We start from the raw sequence: 17,909 nt of genomic DNA on the forward strand, positions 1-17,909 counted from the left end.
CTAGAAGCCTATGAACGATGTCGATTGGAAAAAACGCTATGAAGAGCTGTTGCACCAATATGAAGGTGAGGAAGAGGCAAATAAGGCACTAGAGGAACTGCTGACTCGAACTATTCTTCGCTTGACCATTGCTGCCAGCGGTCTGGACAACCGGCTTGAGCCTCACCTGAAGGCAGTACGGAATACTGTCAGAGGGGGGGCGAGTGTCAAGCTCAGCGATAAGCTGAATGAGATTACTGAAGGGTTGCTCCATTTTGCGGAAGAGAACGACAGCATCGCCAAGGATAGTGATGACGAAGTACATCTGAAACTGATTGCCCAGTTGAAGCTCTCAAAGAAAGAGTCTGCCGAAGCCGGTGATCTGCTGAAGAAGCTGCTGGAAGATCCGGCTGCGATGGAAGAGAGTGCCTTCACCCGTCTGACCCAGCTATTGGGCCAGGGTGCTGATGCCACTATCGAGAAGAAGGGGAGTGGACTATTCGGTCGCTTGCTCGGGCGTGCCTCTACCTCAGATGAATCAGGACCTCAGCCTAACGATATCCTGCTGAACTTACTCGAACAGGCCTCCTGGCCTGGGCATTGGGGTGAGACTGTCAGCAGTTTAAAGCTACGACTGATCAAGGATGCTGCGGCAGATACCTGGGTTGGTGTTCTGGATGACCTGTTGTCTCTCTCGGCCAGGTCCTTTGGAGAAATTCAGTCTGAGATACAGGAGGCTGAAGATTTTCTCGAAGAGTTGACCCAGCGGTTGCAGGATCTTGGCCTGCATCTGCAAACTGCCCATGAAGGCCGTGACAAAATGGTTCAGCATGGGCGTGATTTGAGTGACACGGTTCATGGGCAGGTTGGTGATATCGGAACCCATGTTGCTGAGGCTACTGATCTTCACCAGCTGAAAGAGGCTGTCAGTCAGCGCATCTCTTCAATCCAGCAGAGTATCGATACCTACCTCCAGGAGGAGCAGGAGTGGCATCAGCAGGCAGAGCAGGGGGAGCACGCACTGCGTGAGCGCTTGGCGCATCTGGAGAAAGAGTCCTCCGATCTGCGTTCCCGCATGGTTGAGGCTCACCATATGGCGATGTTGGATACTGTAACCGGGCTACCCAATCGACTGGCTTATGAGGAGCGGGTTGAGCAGGAGCTGGCCCGCTGGAAGCGATTTGGCAGTCCGTTATCGATGCTGGTCTGGGATGTGGATGATTTTAAACTGATCAATGATCGCTACGGTCACCAGGCGGGAGACAAAGCGCTTCGCATAATTGCCCAGAGTCTCCAGGCCCGTTTGCGGGAGACCGACTTCATTGCCCGGTTTGGCGGTGAGGAGTTTGTCTGTCTGCTGTGTGGTACTGAGGGTGAAGAGGCATTGAGTGTGGCAGAAGAGATGCGCCATTCAGTGGAGAGCAACGGTTTTCACTCTCAGGGCAAACCAGTACGGGTCACTATCTCATGTGGGCTTACCAGTTTTAATGATAAGGATAGTCTGGAAAAGGTTTTCTCCCGGGCGGACAAAGCGCTATACAAGGCGAAACGCAGTGGTAAGAATCGTTGTGAGCTGGTTTGATTGGAAGCTGTGCTGTTTGCCTGGCAATTGAAGCTATTGTCAGGCACTGGAATAGAGAGTCCTGGTCTGAGCCGGCTTTCCATTGGGTGAGGCGCTAAGCTGCCATCCCCGTGCTTGTACCCCAAGGGCACTCGCTACGGGGCGTTGTGCTGTATTGACTTATGATGTTTTAAACTGCGAGATCATCTCCTGCATTGACTCTCCCAGTTGCGAAAGTTCAGTGCTTGCTTGGGTGATCTGTTCGCTGGCTAAAGATGATTGTTGAGCGAGCTGAGAAATCTGAACTACGCTTTTGTCGATCTCCTGTGCTACAGCCGATTGCTCTTCAGATGCACTGGCAATCTGGGTGTTTCGTTCAGAGATGACGCCGATTGATGAGGCGATATCATTCAGAGATGTTGTCGCTTCTCTTGCCTTCTCTACCGTCGATAGTGTGGTAGCGCCACTTTTGTGGATGACGTCCACTGCATTTTGAGTACCGGACTGTAACCGTTCAATCATCTCTTTGATCTCAGCAGTTGCCTCTTGAGTGCGGCTTGCCAGAGAGCGGACTTCGTCGGCGACCACAGCGAAGCCACGCCCCTGCTCACCAGCCCGTGCAGCCTCAATGGCGGCATTCAGTGCCAGCAGACTGGTCTGTTCAGCAATTCCGCGAATCGTTTCTGAAACTGCACCAATGCCATCACTCTCTTTTGCCAGGAGATTGATTACGTCCGAAGCGGAGTCCATCTCGCTCGCCATATGATCGATGGCCTGTGTGACGCCATCGACGACACTCTTACCCGCCAGCGCCTGATCGTCCGCTGTGTGAGCAGAACCCGCCGCGCTCTCTGCGCTTTCAGCAATCTCCTTGATGGTTGCGGCCATCTCGGTGACGGCCGTCGCCACCTGGTGGGTCTCGTTCTGCTGTTGGTTAAGATTCGCGTGGGTCTGTTCGGTGGTGCTGGAGAGTTCAACAGCTGCGGTTGCAAGCTGGGTGCTGGATTGAGCAACCTGCTTAATAATGTTTTCGATCTTCTCGATGAAACGGTTGAATTCAGTTGCCAGTTGAGCAACTTCATCTTTTCCACTCGAGTCGAGGCGACGGGTAAGGTCACCCTCACCGGTGGAGATATCATTTAGTGCGGCGACCGTCTCATTGAGCGGGCAGGTAATGCTTTTTGTTATGATGTAAGAGATAAACAAGAAGAGCGCTACGACAGTCATGGCTGCGACTGCAATCATGGTGGCAAAGTGCTTAAACTCTTCTTCAACATCGTCTATATAGATACCTGTACCCACGACCCAGCCCCAAGGTTTAAAACCTTTAACATAGGAGATTTTGTCAACCGGGGTGTCTGATCCGGGCTTGGACCATTTGTAGGGTACGCTGCCAGCACCTTCCTGTTTGGCAATCGCTGCAAATTCACTGAAGATCCGTTTCCCATCGGGGTCTTTAAAGTCTGAAAGATCCTTGCCATTGAGTTGGGGTTTAATGGGATGCATCACAATGTGTGCGTTGAGGTCATTTATCCAGAAGTAGTTGCCACCGTCATATCGTAATCCTTCGATATCCTTGATAGCACGCTTTTGTGCTTCCTCCGTGGTGATCTCACCCTTCTCAGCGTGAGCATGTTGTGAGTCTATCAGGCTGTGGGCGGTATCGACCAAAGCCTGAGTCTGAAGAATCTTTTCTTCAATTAAACCCGAGTAGAATGCATCAAGAGAGATCGCAGTAATAACCAGTAAGCCTAATAGTGTGGTTATCGTTAATAGCCATAACTTCTTCTGTATTTGTAGTTGTCTGAGAATTTGCATTGATAGTGAGTCCGAATGATATTTGCAGAAAAATTGAACGGCGTTACATCAATGCCATTAGGATTATGTTTCGGCTCAATGTGGATTTGCTTAAGAGTTATTTTTGATAAATGTCAATGAAGTGAATATTGCGAATAAGATTCCTCAAAGTCGCCCATTCGATATCTATATCACTGAAAGTAGGCAAGCTATTGTTTTATTAATGTTTTCTTAGGGTTTGGTGAAAACAGGTTTTACTTATTCCTGGTGATAGAAGAAGTGCCAGATCTCTTCCTCGCTCGAATGCTTAAGGCTATCGAGCAGGCTTTGAGCAGGGATCGCTTCCTGGGGGAAAATATTCTCCAGATAAAGTAGAAATCGCCCGCAGCCGGCACTCTGCTTGAAGTCATATGTGGCCGGATCCTGTAAATGTCCGCAGTGAGGGCATTCAGACTGCCAGCCATCACCCTTCGCCTCCCATATTTTAAAAGTGTTCTGCCAATCGCCAAGTCGTTTGCGGCAACTTTCGCAGCGTGGGGGAAGGGTGTTTTTTCCGACAATTAACTTTGGACGGGGATATGGGCCATCCAGCAAAAGATGACAAAAGGGTTGATCGCTATCGTCAGGTGCAAGCCGGATAGAGGGTGAGCAGCCCATGAAGGTGATCAGCTGCATGAATGCTTCGCCTGGCAGGTAGGAGTGGCCAGTCTGGAGAGGGGTATCTATCAGGCCGATCTCCTGCAGTCTGGTAAAGATGGCCTCAGGATTTTCAGGTAACTGATAAGGGTTCTTTGGTGTGAGTACCAGGCGTCCGGTATGTAGAAGTTGGGTCATTGTGCAGTTGGTGTCTGTGGTTGTTTGCTCAATGGGTAGTAGAGGGGAACTGCAGTGATGCTGTTTTTAGGAGAACCATCGACCAATTTGTCACTGTAGGTCATATAGACCAGGGTGTTGCGTTTAGCATCATAGAAGCGAACCACCTGCATCGTTTTAAAGAGAATCGATGTGCGCTGTTTGAACACCTCTTCTCCATCTCTGGATTGATTGAGTATGTTTCCTGGAAGATTGACCGGGCCGGTCTGGCGGCAGGCGATAGAGGCGTCAGAGGTATCTTCAGCAATACCTATAGCACCGCCCACTCCTCCGGTTATCGCGCGACTGAGGTAGCAGGTGACACCGGATACGGCGGGGTCATCAAAGGCTTCTATAGTAACCTTATCGTTTGGCCCAAGCATTCGAAACTTGGTGCTGACTTCTCCCAGCTGCTCTGCCTGAAGCGGATTCAGATAGAGGAAGATCAGTGAAACTGTCATAAGATATTTCGATGTCATGATGGTTGTATGAGCGTGTTAATCGTTGTTCTGTGTTGGTCTGCATCAGTGTTTTTAGATTAGAGCCGCTATGATACGCACTTTTGATGCCGGTAGCAGGTGTTCTGGCGGTGTGGAAAGAGTGAACTATTGATAGTTGCGAATAGAAGGGTGTGGCCCTGCCGTACCTTATTAATCTATGACTGAACCCCTGGTGCAGCAGGGCTGTACGCTACCCTCAATAATATCAGCACGATCTGTTTTTCTATTTTGAGGTGATTAGAGCACTTTAGCGGTTATGATCTTCATTTCAGTGCCCTCGATGGGGTGGGGCTTTGGCATTTTGTGATGGCTAAAAAGTGACGCGCCCATCTAAGAGGCTGCAGAAGCGGATTATTCCACAGCCAATGACAGGCACGTTGCACATACCCCATCAAACTTATATCAAGGGTATAGCTCAATGGATTGATTTACAGGCAACTGCGTCCAACCGGTCTGCTCAGTCCAGCATAGCGGCAGGCCATTTTTGCACCACCGGAAAAGAGGGTTTCGATATAGCGCTTGGTCCAATGGCAATCGTCTTTGTCTTTGCACAGGTTTCTGGCCAGGATGGGCATTTCCGGCGCAATACCATACTCTGCGTAGAAGCGATGCAGAAAATCGATCAACAACCAGTGCTCTTCAGTCAGCTCCACGCCATCGGCTTCGGCGAGGGCTTCTGTGACCGCAGGACTCCAGTCATCAGGATTAATCAAATAGCCATCTTTATCTAGTGCGATCATTCGCCCTTCAACTTCTAAGGGAGTTGACTCTTTCAGGCTTTCAGGAGGGGTGCGGGTATCTGAGTGTTCTAACCTCATGGTGGATCTCCTTGGTGAAATGCAAGTTTTATCTAATCTGTTTTTTTAATGCTTGTTCTTTAACAATAGCAGTAGTGATGTAAGGTTTTTGGAGGTAGGTTGATCTGGATCAACTCTTTCATACTTAAGAGATATTGAATATAGTCAGTTTTTATTAGTTAAAGCGGCTCGATAATAGATTTCACTATAGAAATCCATTAGGTGGCGGTATGAGAGTAGCGATGAGTGTTGATGAGTTGGATAACAAACTACTGGATCATCTAAGTCTGTTATATGGAAAAGAGAGGGCTACGGATCTGCTGCCCAAAGTGCTTGAGTTGATCAGTCGTCATATCGAGGCCCGGCAAGGTAAGCGTCTGGAGATTCCTCGCTGGGATGAAAAAGACAGTGTGCTGATTACCTATGGTGATAGTGTCCAGTATCCTGGAATGATGCCTCTGGCTGCATTGAAGCACTTCCTCGATCGACGCCTGAATGGTGTCTTCAGTATGGTGCATGTTCTGCCCTTCTTCCCCTACAGCTCTGATGACGGTTTCTCGGTCTCCGATTTTCGTGCAGTCAATCCGCAGTTGGGGGAGTGGGAGGATATTGAGCGACTGGGAGAGGGGTTCACCCTGCTGTTCGACCTGGTTTTGAACCATATGTCCCGAGAGCATCTCTGGTTTGTTAATTTCGTACATGATGAAGAGCCTGGCCGTGACTATGTCGTGCAGGTGGCGCCGGAAGAGAATCTCTCCATGGTGGTGCGGCCGCGCAGTACCCCTCTGTTGAGCCATGTCCGTACACCCAGAGGGATGATTGATGTCTGGGCCACCTTCAGTAATGATCAGATCGATCTTAACTATGCTAATCCTGAAGTTCTGCTTGAGTTCATCGATATCCTGCTGGAGTACATTCGTCGCGGCGCTCGCGCAATTCGGCTTGATGCAGTGGCATTTCTTTGGAAAGAGATCGGTACTTCCTGTATCCACCTGCCTCAAACCCATGAGGTGATCAAGCTTTTCAGAACCCTGGTTGATCTACTTGAGCCAGGTGCCATTCTGCTGACTGAAACCAATGTTCCTCATCAGGAGAATATCAGTTATTTCGATGCTGGGGATGAGGCCAACATGGTCTATCAGTTCAGCCTGCCGCCACTGATACTGCATGCCATTATGTGCCAGACCACTGGATACCTGGTGCCCTGGGCCCGGTCACTGGAGCAGGAAGCGCTGCCTGATGGTTGTACCTATCTCAACTTTACCGCCTCTCACGATGGGGTGGGATTGCGTCCCCTGGAGGGGCTGGTACCAGATGAAGAGCTGGATCAGCTGCTCGATATGATGCGCAAACGAGGTGGTTATGTCTCTATGCGGGCCACCACTGAAGGCAGGGACAGGCCCTATGAACTCAATGTCAGCTATTTCGATGCTTTTGCTGCCGAAGATGATGATGTCGATCCCTGGCACATTGCCCGTTTTATGTTATCCCAGACTCTGCCGCTCTCCCTTCGGGGTATCCCTGCGGTCTATATCAATGCACTGGGTGCGACCCCTAATGATCCGCTGGGTGTGGAGCGGACTGGAATGACACGGGCTATCAATCGTCGAAAGTGGGATGGTTCTGAGCTTGAAAGGCTTATAGATCTACCGCTTACCGACGCGGGCCAGGTTTTTCCTGAATATATCCGCAGACTGCGTATCCGCGGTGGAATCAAAGCTTTTCACCCTGATGCGCCACAGCGGGTGCTTGATCTACCAGAGGGGATATTTGGTGTGGAGCGAGTCAGCCTGGATGGTAAACAGCGTATCTATGCTATCCACAACATCACAGGTGACCTGGTCTCTGTCGATCTCTCGTCACTGGGGGATGTTGAGGTACGCTGGTTTGATGCGCTGCATCAGGTGGTTCCCGATATGGATGAGAGTGGTTTGAGATTCCGTCCCTATCAGACGGTCTGGTTGATGTCTAAGCAGTAAAGCTGGGCGCGTAAATCTATTACTGAATATCCTCCTCACCCAGTTATTTCTTTAGCTTTGTGATATATGGATTGAAGCGTAAATTGAAGTATGAGCTTTGATTCGCAGCGCCTTTTGGTGGGGCATGGCCCCACCCTACAAATAGCTGGGTGTTGTGGGGTAGGGTGGGGCCATGCCCCACCATTCAAGGCAGCTACTGGAGCAAGGCAAGTCGCACTTAACCAGAGCGTAGGGTGCGGCCCTGCCGCACCATCTTCGACTGAAACGAAAACCACCTGGCGAAAGGCTTTACTGACACAGCGGGTAATGATCCAAGTAGCTGGTTTTTTTGCGAATCCTTACCCTGGATGGTGCGGCAGGGCCGCACCCTACAAATAGCTGGGTGTTGTGGGGTAGGGTGGGGCCATGCCCCACCAATCAAGGCGGCTACTGGTGCAAGGCAAGTCGCATTTAACCAGAGCGTAGGATGCGGCCCTGCCGCACCCTACGTCTTAACATGGCTTTTGGTGGCACTAGTCTTAGCGATTGTCCTCAGCCACCGCTTGATAGAGTCGGGAGGTGAAATCGGGCATGGCGGAGAGTACCCTTTTCCAGTTCGGTATAAACGGGGCTTCCAGTGGGTTGTCGAGAAACGCCTGTCCCGCTTCCACGATACTCTGCTGAAAGACTTCGATCGCCTCCTCTTCCGCATGGCGGTTGAAGGTCAGGGCGTTGATCTTGGCATCGTGGTAGTACATCTCCACCATATCGAGGGCTTTACGTAGATAGGCTGCCTTGAGGCTACGAAAGAAGGCCTGGTTCATCTGGATGCCCTCGGTCGCCAGTTTTCGATAGAAGGATTTTGCGATGTCCCGACTCATTTTTGCGAGACCACCTGCGCGGTCTTCTGCAGATAGATCCTGATGTTTGTGGTCATATTGGTCGGCTATATCGACCTGACAGATCTGGTGGTAAGAGATATTCCGGTAGACCTCTGATAGCAAGCCAACCTCAAGTCCCCAGTCGCTGGGTATGCGTACCTGGGATGCGAGATCCCGGCTCATGGCAAACTCTCCGGAGAGTGGATAGCGGAAGCTGTCCATATACTTCAGATAGTCGAGTGGGCCGACCATCAGTCTCAGAGCGCGCAGCATGGGGGTGACGAATAACCGGGTAACTCGGCCGCTGAGTTTGTCCTCGTTGACTCGGGCATAGTAGCCCTTGGCATATTCAAAACTGAAGTTGGGGTGGGCCAGTGGATAGAGTAAGCGGGCAGGCAACTCCCGTGAGTAGGTGACGATATCGCAGTCGTGCAGACCGATGGCCTGCAGCTCCTCGATGGCCAAGGCATATCCCAGGCAGAACCAGACATTGCGACCCTTTCCCGGCTCCGGTGGGGATAGTTCCCGTTCCTGCAGTTCTGCATCGAGGCTTCGCAGTCGAGGCCCATCCTGCCAAAGCAGGTGGGTTTGCTGGGGGAGTCGGGCAAAAAACTCCTGGGCTTGTTTGAATTCTGATTCACTGGCCCGGTCGAGGCCGATAATGATATGGGATATGTAGGTGGCGTGTTGCAGCTCATCGACTATGTGGTTCAGGGCTGGTCCGGTAAGCTCTGAAAACAGGCTGGGAAGAACCAGGCCTATGGGTTTCTTCAGTGAGAATGTTTTTAGTTCCTGTTCCATATCCTCCAGAGGACGATTGGTCAGTTTGTGTAATGTCGTGATATCCCCATGTTGGAAAAAGTCAGCCATTATCTATCCTCATATTGTTGTATCAGGCCCATAATGGCCTGGTTCCAGCCGGTCGGACCCGGTTGGTCGGTTATCTTGGCATCGGGCCGTTGTGGAAGTGTCATATGGCTGCCGTCATGCTTGCGAACAATGATCGGGATGTCTACAGCAAGCAACATATCCCGGTCGTTGTCACTATCTCCTAGAGCGATGGTTCGATCTATTCTTTTGCCTTTGGTCATCAGGTGATTCATTACATGCTTCACTGCGTGGCCCTTATCAGTATCGCTCAACAGATGAAGAAAGCGTCCACCTTGTAGTAGCCTGAATCCAGCCTTGCGGGTCTTACGTTTGAACTTGTTCAGGCTCTCTTCGCTACCTCGCCAGATCATCGGTTCTGATGCCAGCCTTTGCATGGCGAGTTCTGCCGATGCTCTATCCAGTCCTGTCGCCTCAATGACATCTTCCAGACTCATGTCACCAAAGCCTATGAAGTCATACTCGGGGTTGGCACGACAATCGACCAGATAGTCCCTCATCATCAGGTAACCTGGCGGTGCGATCTGAGGCTCTTCGTCAGGGTAGATGATCACCGCCCCGTTCTCCGCTACCATCGGGCCATCCAGTTCAAGTTGTTGCAAAAACACCTTCAGCTCTGCATGGGTCTTGCTTGAGGTTGGAATGACTGGAACCTTATGTTCTTTCAGTCGCTGAAGTGCCGGCAGGGCTGGAGTGTAATCATAGCTGTTATGATCCAGCAGTGTGCCGTCCAGGTCGGTAAAGATCAGCCATCCGTTCATCATTTCTCTACATCTTTTTCGTGTTGTTGTGAGTAGCCCGGTTGGTCATTGATCTGCCAAAACGCCAGGTGTTGACCGTTCAGCATACCGCTAAACCGGTAAAATTGAATGACTTACGGCAGTTTGAAACAAAAATTTGCATGGATCGATTAGCACTCAGAGATGGAGGAGAAGAGAATTGAAATGGATGACATGGGATTGAAATCAGTTACTGCAATTTGTTGTGTCGCTATGTTCAAAGTCTTTAACTGGCTGTTATTAAGTTAGAACCCGATAGAGCAGATTCTATGCCAAAGTGTCTGTAGTGAGGGAGCAAGCTGTGATTCATCACTATTTCAGTGGCTATTACGGCTTCACTAAAGGAGAGTCGGATGCAGCTCTGATCAGGCTGGACAGGTTGTATGGAAATTGTCATCCTGCATTTTCCGACGGAAGGGTTGTGATGGAACATAGTGAGCCTAAAAAACTCTACTCAGACACACCTCGTAAGAAAAAAGGTTCATAACAGGGCGTTCACTGGCTGCAACTTGATCTGTTGCGCACTAAAATAGTGCGCTTATATCTTTAGTTCACCATTCTATAGTGCCCTAGGGCAAAAAATGGGCTGCCCCCATGCACCACATTTGTGAGTAAAGGAGAGCGGAAGCGACATGCCACTATTCAATACCAGTATGTTTTCACTACTGCTCTTCCTGGTTAGCCCAATAATCCTTGCTGAAGATAAGCCAGCGCCCTGGGTGATCGTGTCAGAAGCGAAGGAAGATGACTTTGTGCAACGCATAGAGGCTCTGGGTACACTCAAAGCGAACGAGTCAGTAGAGCTGACTGTGAATGTTGCCGAATCGGTGACAGCACTCCATTTCGATGATGGAGAGAGGGTTACCAAGGGGCAGGTGATCGTAGAGATGACCAGTCGTGAAGAGCATGCGTTGCTGGAAGAGGCGCGGGCCAACCTGGAGGAGGCCAGGCAACAGTTCACTCGGGTAAAGAGTCTCCAGTCACGAGGGATAGAGGCTCAATCTCTACTCGATCAGCGACGCCGGGAGCAGGACACCGCCAGGGCAAGACTGGCTGCGATAGAGTCCCGTTTGTCCGATAGGGTGATCAAAGCGCCGTTTTCCGGGGTGGTTGGATTGCGTAATATCAGCGTTGGTGCCTTGGTTGAGCCTGGCGATACCATCACTACTCTGGATGATGACCAGGTAATGAAGCTGGAGTTTGCCGTACCCTCATCCTATCTCGCACAGCTGCTGCCGGGATTAGCGATTCGAGCCCATACCCGAGCCTATTCGGATGAGGTTTTCGAGGGGCGTGTGAAAGTGGTCGATAGCCGGGTCGATCCAGTAAATCGTTCAATCATTGTAAGGGCGATGTTGCCCAACACGAGCAGTAAGCTGAAGCCGGGCATGTTGATGACAGTGGAGTTACTTTACAACCCCCGTCGGGCACTGCTGATTCCTGAGTCGGCACTGATGCCAAAAGGCAGAAAACAGTTCGTGCTTACAGTCAATGGTGAAGAGAACAGGGTTTCAAAAGTTGAGATCAAAATAGGTTCACGCCGACCGGGAGAGGTGGAGGTGATCGAGGGATTAAAGCCTGGGGATCGGGTGATAACCCATGGCACAGATAAGGCGAAGGTGGATGGCCTAGTGCGCATCAAAAGTGTTGATGATGGCTCTAAGAGCGTCGAGATGATGTTGAAACCTCAGCTCAGTAAAATACCGGGTCGCAAATGATCCTCTCTGATCTCTCAGTCAAAAGGCCGGTCTTCGCAGCAGTCATCTCACTGCTGCTGATTGCCTTCGGTTTGGTGGCCTTCAATCAGCTCCCTTTGAGAGAGTATCCCAATATCGACTCCCCGGTGGTCTCAGTGGAGACTATCTATCCTGGCGCTGCAGCGAATGTGGTCGAGACACGGATTACGCAATTGATCGAGGATCGTATATCCGGTATCGAAGGGATTCGATTTACCTCCTCAGTCAGTGAAGATGGCCGTTCAGTGGTGACCATCGAGTTCGACATAGGACGGGATATCGACTCTGCAGCCAACGATGTTCGGGACAGGGTGTCGGCGATCCTCGATAACCTGCCATTGGAAGCCGACCCACCTGAGATCCAGAAAGTCGACACCAATGAAGAGGTCATCATGTGGCTCAATCTGGTGAGTGAGCGGATGACAGTGCCTGAACTTTCCGATTATGCCCGGCGCTATCTGGTGGATCGGTTTTCGGTGCTCGATGGGGTTGCCCGGGTGCGGGTTGGCGGCGGGCAGACCTTCGCCATGCGGGTCTGGATCGACCGACAGGCGCTGGCTGCCAGGGGATTGACCGTAGTTGATGTAGAGCAGGCGTTACGTAGTGGTAATCTGGAGTTGCCAGCAGGCAGTATCGATTCTGTTGATCGTGCTTTCACTGTGCGGGTGGATCGAAGTTTTCATACCGAAGAGGATTTCGCGCAACTGGCGCTGGCTCGAGGCGATGATGGTTATTTAGTCAGGCTTGGTGAGGTGGCCAGGGTGGAAAAGGGGGCGGAGGAGACGCGTACCTTCTTTCGTGGCAATGGGGTGCCGATGGTGGGTATAGGGATAATCAAGCAGTCCACAGCGAATACCTTGACGGTAGCGGAAGCGGCAAAAGCTGAGCGAATCAGAGTCAATCAATCCCTGCCGGAGGGCATGGAGATCAAACAGAGTTTTGATAGTTCGGTGTTCATCAAAGAGGCCATCGACGAGGTCTATAAAACGCTTTTCATCGCCATCGCACTGGTGGTTACGGTGATCTTTCTGTTTCTCGGAAGTCTGCGGGCGATGATCGTACCTGCGGTGGCAGTCCCTGTCTCGCTTGTTGCGACCTTCCTGGTTTTACTGGCGTTTGGATTTACCATCAATATCCTCACCTTGCTGGCGTTGGTTCTTGCGATAGGGTTGGTTGTTGATGATGCGATTGTGATGCTGGAGAACATTCATCGTCGAATGGAGAGCTATCAGGAGAGTCGTCTTGTCGCTTCGTTTCGTGGTGCGCGGCAGGTTGCCTTCGCCGTGATCTCTACCACTTTGGTGCTGGTTGCAGTTTTTACCCCGATCGCATTTCTTGGTGGGGATATAGGCCGCCTCTTCTCGGAATTTGCCATCACCATGGCGGCGGCAGTGATCTTCTCCAGTCTGGTGGCCCTCTCACTTTCGCCGATGCTGGCTTCTCAGATACTGCCCCAGGGGGATGATGAGAGAAATTGGCTTAGCCGGCGTGTGGATGGTCTGTTTAAGCAACTCCGTCGTTTTTATATAGCCACTCTGGGGTGGATAATGAAGCGCCTCTGGTTGGTGGTTCTGTTGTTTGCAGTGACTTTGGGCGGTGCCTATTGGTTATTTGATCAGATCCCTGATGAGTACGCCCCAAAAGAGGACCGCGGCGCTTTCTACCTATTGGTAAATGGTCCTGAAGGCGCTTCATATGACTATATGAAGAGCTATATGGACGAGATCGAGCGGCGCATGATGCCCTATGTTGAATCTGGAGAGATCACAAGATTACTGGTGCGGGCGCCAAGAACCTTCAGTAATTTCGCCATCTTCAACAGCGGTATCGTTATCAATGTGTTGAGTGATTGGGGGGCACGTCGCTCTGCCTGGGAGATCATGGCCGAGTTACGTAAAAAGCTCTCTGATCTACCAGGGGTGAAAGCATTCCCGGTGATGCGGCAAGGGTTTGGGCGACGCATTCAGAAACCGATCCAATTCGTTATTGGTGGTGGTACCTATGAAGAGTTGGCCAAATGGCGGGATATTCTGCTGGCAGAGATTGAGAACAGTAATCCAGGATTGCAGGGTATAGATTGGGACTATAAAGAGACCAAGCCCCAGCTTAAAGTGATAATTGATTATGATCGGGCTGCGCAACTCGGCGTAACCATAGAGAGCATAGGTCGAACCCTGGAGACTATGTTGGGTTCACGCCGGGTGACGACCTACATTGAAGAGGGTGAGGAGTATGACGTGATCCTCGAAGGTGACCGAAAGGATCAACAGACCCCCAGTGACCTGAGTCACCTCTATGTACGATCCGCTAATGATGGAGAGCTGGTTCAACTCTCTAATCTGGTCAGCCTGCAAGAGATAGCAGACTCTATCAAACTCAACCGATACAACCGGGTCAGAGCGATTACCATCGAAGCCAACCTGAAAGATGGTTTGGCCCTGGGTGATGCGCTGGGTTATCTGGAAGATCTGGTAAGTGAGCACTTGCCTGCTCATGCAGTGATTGACTACAAGGGGCAGTCCCGGGACTACAAAGGTGCGGGTGGGTCGGTATTGTTTGTATTGATTCTTGGTGTGGTAGTGGTCTATCTGGTGCTTGCTGCCCAATTTGAGAGCTGGGTTCACCCTCTGGTGATCATGTTGACAGTCCCCCTGGCAATGGCAGGGGCATTGCTTGGGCTCTACCTGACAGATCAGAGTCTCAATATCTACAGTCAGATCGGACTGATCATGTTGGTTGGTCTGGCTGCAAAGAACGGTATCCTGATTGTTGAGTTTGCCAACCAGTTGAGGGACAGGGGGCGCAGTTTCGATGAGGCTCTGTTTGAAGCTGCTGAAGTGCGTTTTCGTCCAATTCTTATGACAGGTATCACTACGGCAGCAGGGTCATTGCCACTGCTGATCTCAACCGGAGCCGGTTCTGAAACCCGACTGGTTATCGGCACCGTTATCCTGGCAGGTGTCATAGCCGCCACACTCTTTACCCTCTACATTGTTCCTGCTGCCTACCATCTGCTGGCCAGACACGCCAGTTCTCCATTGCAGCTGACGCAACAACTGCAGGCTGAACTGCAGCAACATCCGGATAGGGCCCGATCAACCGACTCCACCTGACGCATCTAAAAAACGCATCGTGTTGAGCGTTTTAAGAGATGACCCCTTCATCGAGTTTGCTCGATTCGACCAGGAAGTCGTAGCAGAGATCCCGTACTTTCTCATTGGCACGACACTTCATCGCAGAGCGGGGGTGCTGATTGAGGTGGCCACTGATGCCATAGATATCATTGAAGCCCCACTCGATCTCTTTACGCAAAGGCACAAAATCTTCCTGAATGGCCTTGTAGATGGGCCGCACATCGAATTTAGGATTCTTCAGAAAATTGAGCAGCAGCTCCAGGTTGCAGTTGCCAGCACCGCGCCCAATACCATTAATTGTGGCATCAAGCAGGTTTACGCCATCAATGATCGCCTGCTGGGTATTGGCGAAGGCGAGTTGCTGATTGTTATGGGCATGGAAGCCAAGCTCTTTGCTTGGTGCATATTTCTTATAGAGCTCAAGATAGTCAGTGACCTGTTCCGAGTAGAAGGCACCATAGCTGTCAACAAGGTAGAGATAGTCGAGTTCCGGGGTCTCCTCCACTTGGTTGAGGGCCTCGATCAGATCGGTTCGAATTGCCGCTGAGCAGGCCATGATATTGATGGTGGTTTCGTAGCCAAGGTCTTTGGAGCGCTTGATCAGATCCAGGCCTTTATCGATGTCTGGAACGTAACAGGCGACCCGGGCCATATCGAAGGGGCTCTGCTCTCTGGGTTGCAGACTGTTGATGTCGACCCGGCCGATATCGAACATCACTGCCACCAATGGAGGGTTTTCACACTCGTGCGAATCGATGACCATTTTCAGGTCATCGTCATCACAGAAATTCCATTTGCCATAGGCTTCACGGGTGTAGTCTTCGCTGACCATCAGCTTCTTGCCCAGCTCAATGACATCCACCCCAGAATCGCAGGCCGCTCGGTAGACCGCTTTCACGAAGTCGTCAGTGAAGTGGTAGTTGTTGATCAGGCCACCATCGCGAATGGTGCAGTCCAGGACTTTAAGCTCTTTGCGGAACACGTTGGATTTCCTCGGGGACGCATTTAAATAACCGATTCTAGCTGATAGAGTCGGGGTGGGCCATGGTTGGTGCTTCAATAGTGAGTATTAATTTATGCTGAGTCGCACGTAGTCTGCCTGGATCTGATTCCAGAGGGAGAAAGAAAATAATTGATTGTAGTTTTATTAAGTTAAGATATGGTCAAGCAGATTCGTGATTTAAAGGAGTTATTTTCATGTTGAAGGGATATCAATCAGGCATCCTGCTTTTTCTCATGGTAGTTGGCACACTAGCCAATGCGGCTCATATCAACCATGACCGGAAAGGGCAGGTGGCCTTGCTGCCTTACTACACCGTCAACAATAACTTCATTAGCAACTTCACGGTAACCAACACCACTGAATTTTTTAAAGCGGTACGGGTGCGCATCGTTGATTCCCGAACGGCGGCCGACCTGCTGAATATCAATCTCTATCTCAGTCCCTTCGATGTCTGGAACGCGACACTGAGAAAAGACCCGCTTAGCGGACTGCCGAATCTGATCACAGAGGATGAGAGTTGCACCTACCCGGAAAAATCTGAGCTACAGGCGGGCATTGCATTTCAAAACCCCTATGCTGCAACAACTGATGACGATCTTACCGAAGGTTACATTGAGATCATTGAAATGGGCGACATTGCTGATGGTGTTTTGGGAGCAGAGGATGGTGATAATGAAGCTGAAATTGATGCGGATGGCGTTGCTGATGGTGTGATAAGCAGTGGCGATCGTTCCATTAAAGTTGGTCTGCTTCACGATGCTGCAGGCATGCCAGCTGATTGTTCTGTTGTAGCGGGTGCCTGGGCAGCCGGTAGTGCCAGTGTAGATAATATTAATGGTTTTGAAGCCGGTAACATGAGTGCAGAAGGGATCGCTGAAGATGCTGGCAGTTCGGCGTTGCCTTATGACAACAACCACAATGCAGGTCTGGTGGCACCAAGTGGTGGCATCAATGCCTATGGAATTTTAATCGATGTGGCCAATGGCAAAGCCTTTGTGCAGGAGGCTACCCATATCGATCGCTATACCACTGTAGCCCAACACTACCTCCCTGATGATCCAGTGCACTATCGTCTGCCGTCATTGGCATCGGGTGATGTTCGTGAGGCCTATATCACCAATGCTGTCGGGGAGGCTATGAAGGGGGATACCATGCCGCTGACTGAGTACGACACCGGTGCGCTGCAGGATATCTCGCCTAAACCGTCAGTACCGATGGGATCAAATCCCCTGCCTATTGCTGCTGTCCTTAGTGCAGAGAGTCTCTCCTCGCCCTATTTTGTAGAGAGCAATCTTAGTGGGCAGACAGATATAGTTTTTACCTTTCCAATGCGTAAACATTCCATCTTCAACGGTGGCACGCTAACCAATCAGGCTGATCCGGAAAGAGAGGCTTGTGTAGGGAGTTTGAGCGATGGGATTGATGACGGTCAAGCAGTGTTTCTGCCATCGTTGGGTGTTAGAGTTGAGGATTATCCTCATACTGCAAATGGCGCACACTGTGAAAATAGTGGTTTTGAAGTGTTTGTTGACTCTCGGGGTGATGTTATCGGTGATACTCAGATGCATATCACCTATTACGATTATGAAGAGGGTACGTCACGGATGTTAAGTGATGATACTCCATTATTTAGTCCAATACCTGCTGATGATCTATATGTATTTACTTTCGTATTGGAAGACAGTGTTAATACTAATCAAGTTGTCTCTGCGATTAATGTGCCCTCATCATTGTTCGGAACACCCAGCGTAAATGGTCTACCATTGAATCTTGATGTGGGCTTTGATTCAGGTTGGATGACATTTGACTTTAGTTCTGTCTACAACTATGAAATCAACCAAGGCATAGTAGCACTGACCGAACCGGTTGGCGGATTGGGCTTGGACGTGAATAACACTTGGAGTGGCGTGCCGGTAATAGGCTTTACAGCGATATCAAGTGAGATTAATTCCAACTCAGTTGGTGAAATCATCGAATTTATTCGTGCGGTTAATCGTGATTAAAATGCATAAAAACCTTCTATCTTAAGATATGGTTAAGTAGG

At 50.5% G+C, this 17,909-nt stretch carries 13 protein-coding genes; 6 read left to right on the plus strand and 7 right to left on the minus strand.

Translation table 11 applies throughout. The features are described from left to right. Window positions 1-10 precede the first annotated feature (10 nt). Window positions 11-1,561: a GGDEF domain-containing protein gene (locus AC4IFB_RS11090; protein WP_490775594.1), complete on the plus strand. Its 1,551-nt coding sequence runs from the start codon at window positions 11-13 to the stop codon at window positions 1,559-1,561. A gap of 159 nt (window positions 1,562-1,720) precedes the next feature. Here AC4IFB_RS11090 and AC4IFB_RS11095 read toward each other — a convergent pair whose 3' ends face one another. The 4 genes from AC4IFB_RS11095 to AC4IFB_RS11110 all read right to left on the minus strand — a co-directional run bounded on the left by AC4IFB_RS11095 (window position 1,721) and on the right by AC4IFB_RS11110 (window position 5,507). Continuing rightward, on the minus strand, window positions 1,721-3,358 hold the full coding sequence (locus AC4IFB_RS11095; protein ID WP_490780198.1) for a methyl-accepting chemotaxis protein: 1,638 nt from the start codon (window positions 3,356-3,358) through the stop codon (window positions 1,721-1,723). 237 nt (window positions 3,359-3,595) lie between these two features. After that, window positions 3,596-4,171 (minus strand): hypothetical protein, encoded by a 576-nt coding sequence (locus AC4IFB_RS11100; RefSeq protein ID WP_490780199.1) that lies wholly within the window; start codon window positions 4,169-4,171, stop codon window positions 3,596-3,598. After that, window positions 4,168-4,650, minus strand: a complete 483-nt coding sequence (locus AC4IFB_RS11105) for a CreA family protein (protein ID WP_490775597.1) — start codon at window positions 4,648-4,650, stop codon at window positions 4,168-4,170. The genes AC4IFB_RS11100 and AC4IFB_RS11105 overlap by 4 nt, the downstream gene beginning before the upstream one ends. 467 nt (window positions 4,651-5,117) lie before the next feature. Continuing rightward, complete coding sequence (locus AC4IFB_RS11110) at window positions 5,118-5,507, minus strand: TusE/DsrC/DsvC family sulfur relay protein (protein WP_490775598.1); 390 nt, start codon at window positions 5,505-5,507, stop codon at window positions 5,118-5,120. 209 nt (window positions 5,508-5,716) lie between these two features. Between AC4IFB_RS11110 and AC4IFB_RS11115 the strand changes: the two genes are divergently transcribed. Continuing rightward, the gene (locus tag AC4IFB_RS11115; protein WP_490780200.1) at window positions 5,717-7,465 is read left to right on the plus strand and encodes a sugar phosphorylase; all 1,749 of its coding nucleotides are present in this window, start codon (window positions 5,717-5,719) and stop codon (window positions 7,463-7,465) included. A gap of 518 nt (window positions 7,466-7,983) precedes the next feature. Here AC4IFB_RS11115 and AC4IFB_RS11120 read toward each other — a convergent pair. Together AC4IFB_RS11120 and AC4IFB_RS11125 are read right to left on the minus strand one after the other, a co-directional pair. Further along, window positions 7,984-9,195, minus strand: a complete 1,212-nt coding sequence (locus AC4IFB_RS11120; protein ID WP_490776196.1) for a glycosyltransferase family protein — start codon at window positions 9,193-9,195, stop codon at window positions 7,984-7,986. Further along, window positions 9,195-9,977, minus strand: coding sequence for an HAD-IIB family hydrolase (locus AC4IFB_RS11125; RefSeq protein WP_490780201.1), 783 nt, complete (start codon window positions 9,975-9,977; stop codon window positions 9,195-9,197). The genes AC4IFB_RS11120 and AC4IFB_RS11125 overlap by 1 nt, the downstream gene beginning before the upstream one ends. 316 nt (window positions 9,978-10,293) lie before the next feature. Here AC4IFB_RS11125 and AC4IFB_RS11130 point away from each other — a divergent pair, with 316 nt between their 5' ends. From AC4IFB_RS11130 to AC4IFB_RS11140, 3 genes are all read left to right on the plus strand, one after another. Next, window positions 10,294-10,479: a hypothetical protein gene (locus tag AC4IFB_RS11130; protein WP_490780202.1), complete on the plus strand. Its 186-nt coding sequence runs from the start codon at window positions 10,294-10,296 to the stop codon at window positions 10,477-10,479. Between the two features lie 145 nt (window positions 10,480-10,624). Then, a complete protein-coding gene (locus AC4IFB_RS11135) occupies window positions 10,625-11,710 on the plus strand; it encodes an efflux RND transporter periplasmic adaptor subunit (RefSeq protein ID WP_490780203.1) in 1,086 nt (361 codons plus the stop codon). Then, the gene (locus AC4IFB_RS11140; RefSeq protein WP_490776192.1) at window positions 11,707-14,841 is read left to right on the plus strand and encodes an efflux RND transporter permease subunit; all 3,135 of its coding nucleotides are present in this window, start codon (window positions 11,707-11,709) and stop codon (window positions 14,839-14,841) included. Before AC4IFB_RS11135 ends, AC4IFB_RS11140 begins: the two co-directional genes overlap by 4 nt. 31 nt (window positions 14,842-14,872) lie before the next feature. Here AC4IFB_RS11140 and AC4IFB_RS11145 read toward each other — a convergent pair whose 3' ends face one another. Further along, window positions 14,873-15,844 carry an aldolase catalytic domain-containing protein gene (locus tag AC4IFB_RS11145; RefSeq protein ID WP_490776191.1) on the minus strand — a complete coding sequence of 324 codons (972 nt, stop codon included), beginning with the start codon at window positions 15,842-15,844 and terminating at the stop codon, window positions 14,873-14,875. A 215-nt stretch (window positions 15,845-16,059) separates the two neighbouring features. Between AC4IFB_RS11145 and AC4IFB_RS11150 the strand changes: the two genes are divergently transcribed. Next, complete coding sequence (locus AC4IFB_RS11150) at window positions 16,060-17,868, plus strand: hypothetical protein (protein WP_490780204.1); 1,809 nt, start codon at window positions 16,060-16,062, stop codon at window positions 17,866-17,868. Window positions 17,869-17,909 lie beyond the last annotated feature (41 nt).

The sequence above is a fragment of the Candidatus Thiodiazotropha sp. AKIB8 genome, from assembly GCF_058244675.1.

What these genes read in the sequence shown, in the direction of transcription:
- AC4IFB_RS11150 (WP_490780204.1), top strand. Translation starts at nt 16,060, where the DNA reads ATGTTGAAGGGATATCAATCAGGCATCCTGCTTTTTCTCATGGTAGTT.
- AC4IFB_RS11110 (WP_490775598.1), bottom strand. Translation starts at nt 5,507, where the DNA reads ATGAGGTTAGAACACTCAGATACCCGCACCCCTCCTGAAAGCCTGAAA.
- AC4IFB_RS11115 (WP_490780200.1), top strand. Translation starts at nt 5,717, where the DNA reads ATGAGAGTAGCGATGAGTGTTGATGAGTTGGATAACAAACTACTGGAT.
- AC4IFB_RS11125 (WP_490780201.1), bottom strand. Translation starts at nt 9,977, where the DNA reads ATGATGAACGGATGGCTGATCTTTACCGACCTGGACGGCACACTGCTG.
- AC4IFB_RS11120 (WP_490776196.1), bottom strand. Translation starts at nt 9,195, where the DNA reads ATGGCTGACTTTTTCCAACATGGGGATATCACGACATTACACAAACTG.
- AC4IFB_RS11105 (WP_490775597.1), bottom strand. Translation starts at nt 4,650, where the DNA reads ATGACAGTTTCACTGATCTTCCTCTATCTGAATCCGCTTCAGGCAGAG.
- AC4IFB_RS11100 (WP_490780199.1), bottom strand. Translation starts at nt 4,171, where the DNA reads ATGACCCAACTTCTACATACCGGACGCCTGGTACTCACACCAAAGAAC.
- AC4IFB_RS11135 (WP_490780203.1), top strand. Translation starts at nt 10,625, where the DNA reads ATGCCACTATTCAATACCAGTATGTTTTCACTACTGCTCTTCCTGGTT.
- AC4IFB_RS11140 (WP_490776192.1), top strand. Translation starts at nt 11,707, where the DNA reads ATGATCCTCTCTGATCTCTCAGTCAAAAGGCCGGTCTTCGCAGCAGTC.
- AC4IFB_RS11090 (WP_490775594.1), top strand. Translation starts at nt 11, where the DNA reads ATGAACGATGTCGATTGGAAAAAACGCTATGAAGAGCTGTTGCACCAA.
- AC4IFB_RS11095 (WP_490780198.1), bottom strand. Translation starts at nt 3,358, where the DNA reads ATGCAAATTCTCAGACAACTACAAATACAGAAGAAGTTATGGCTATTA.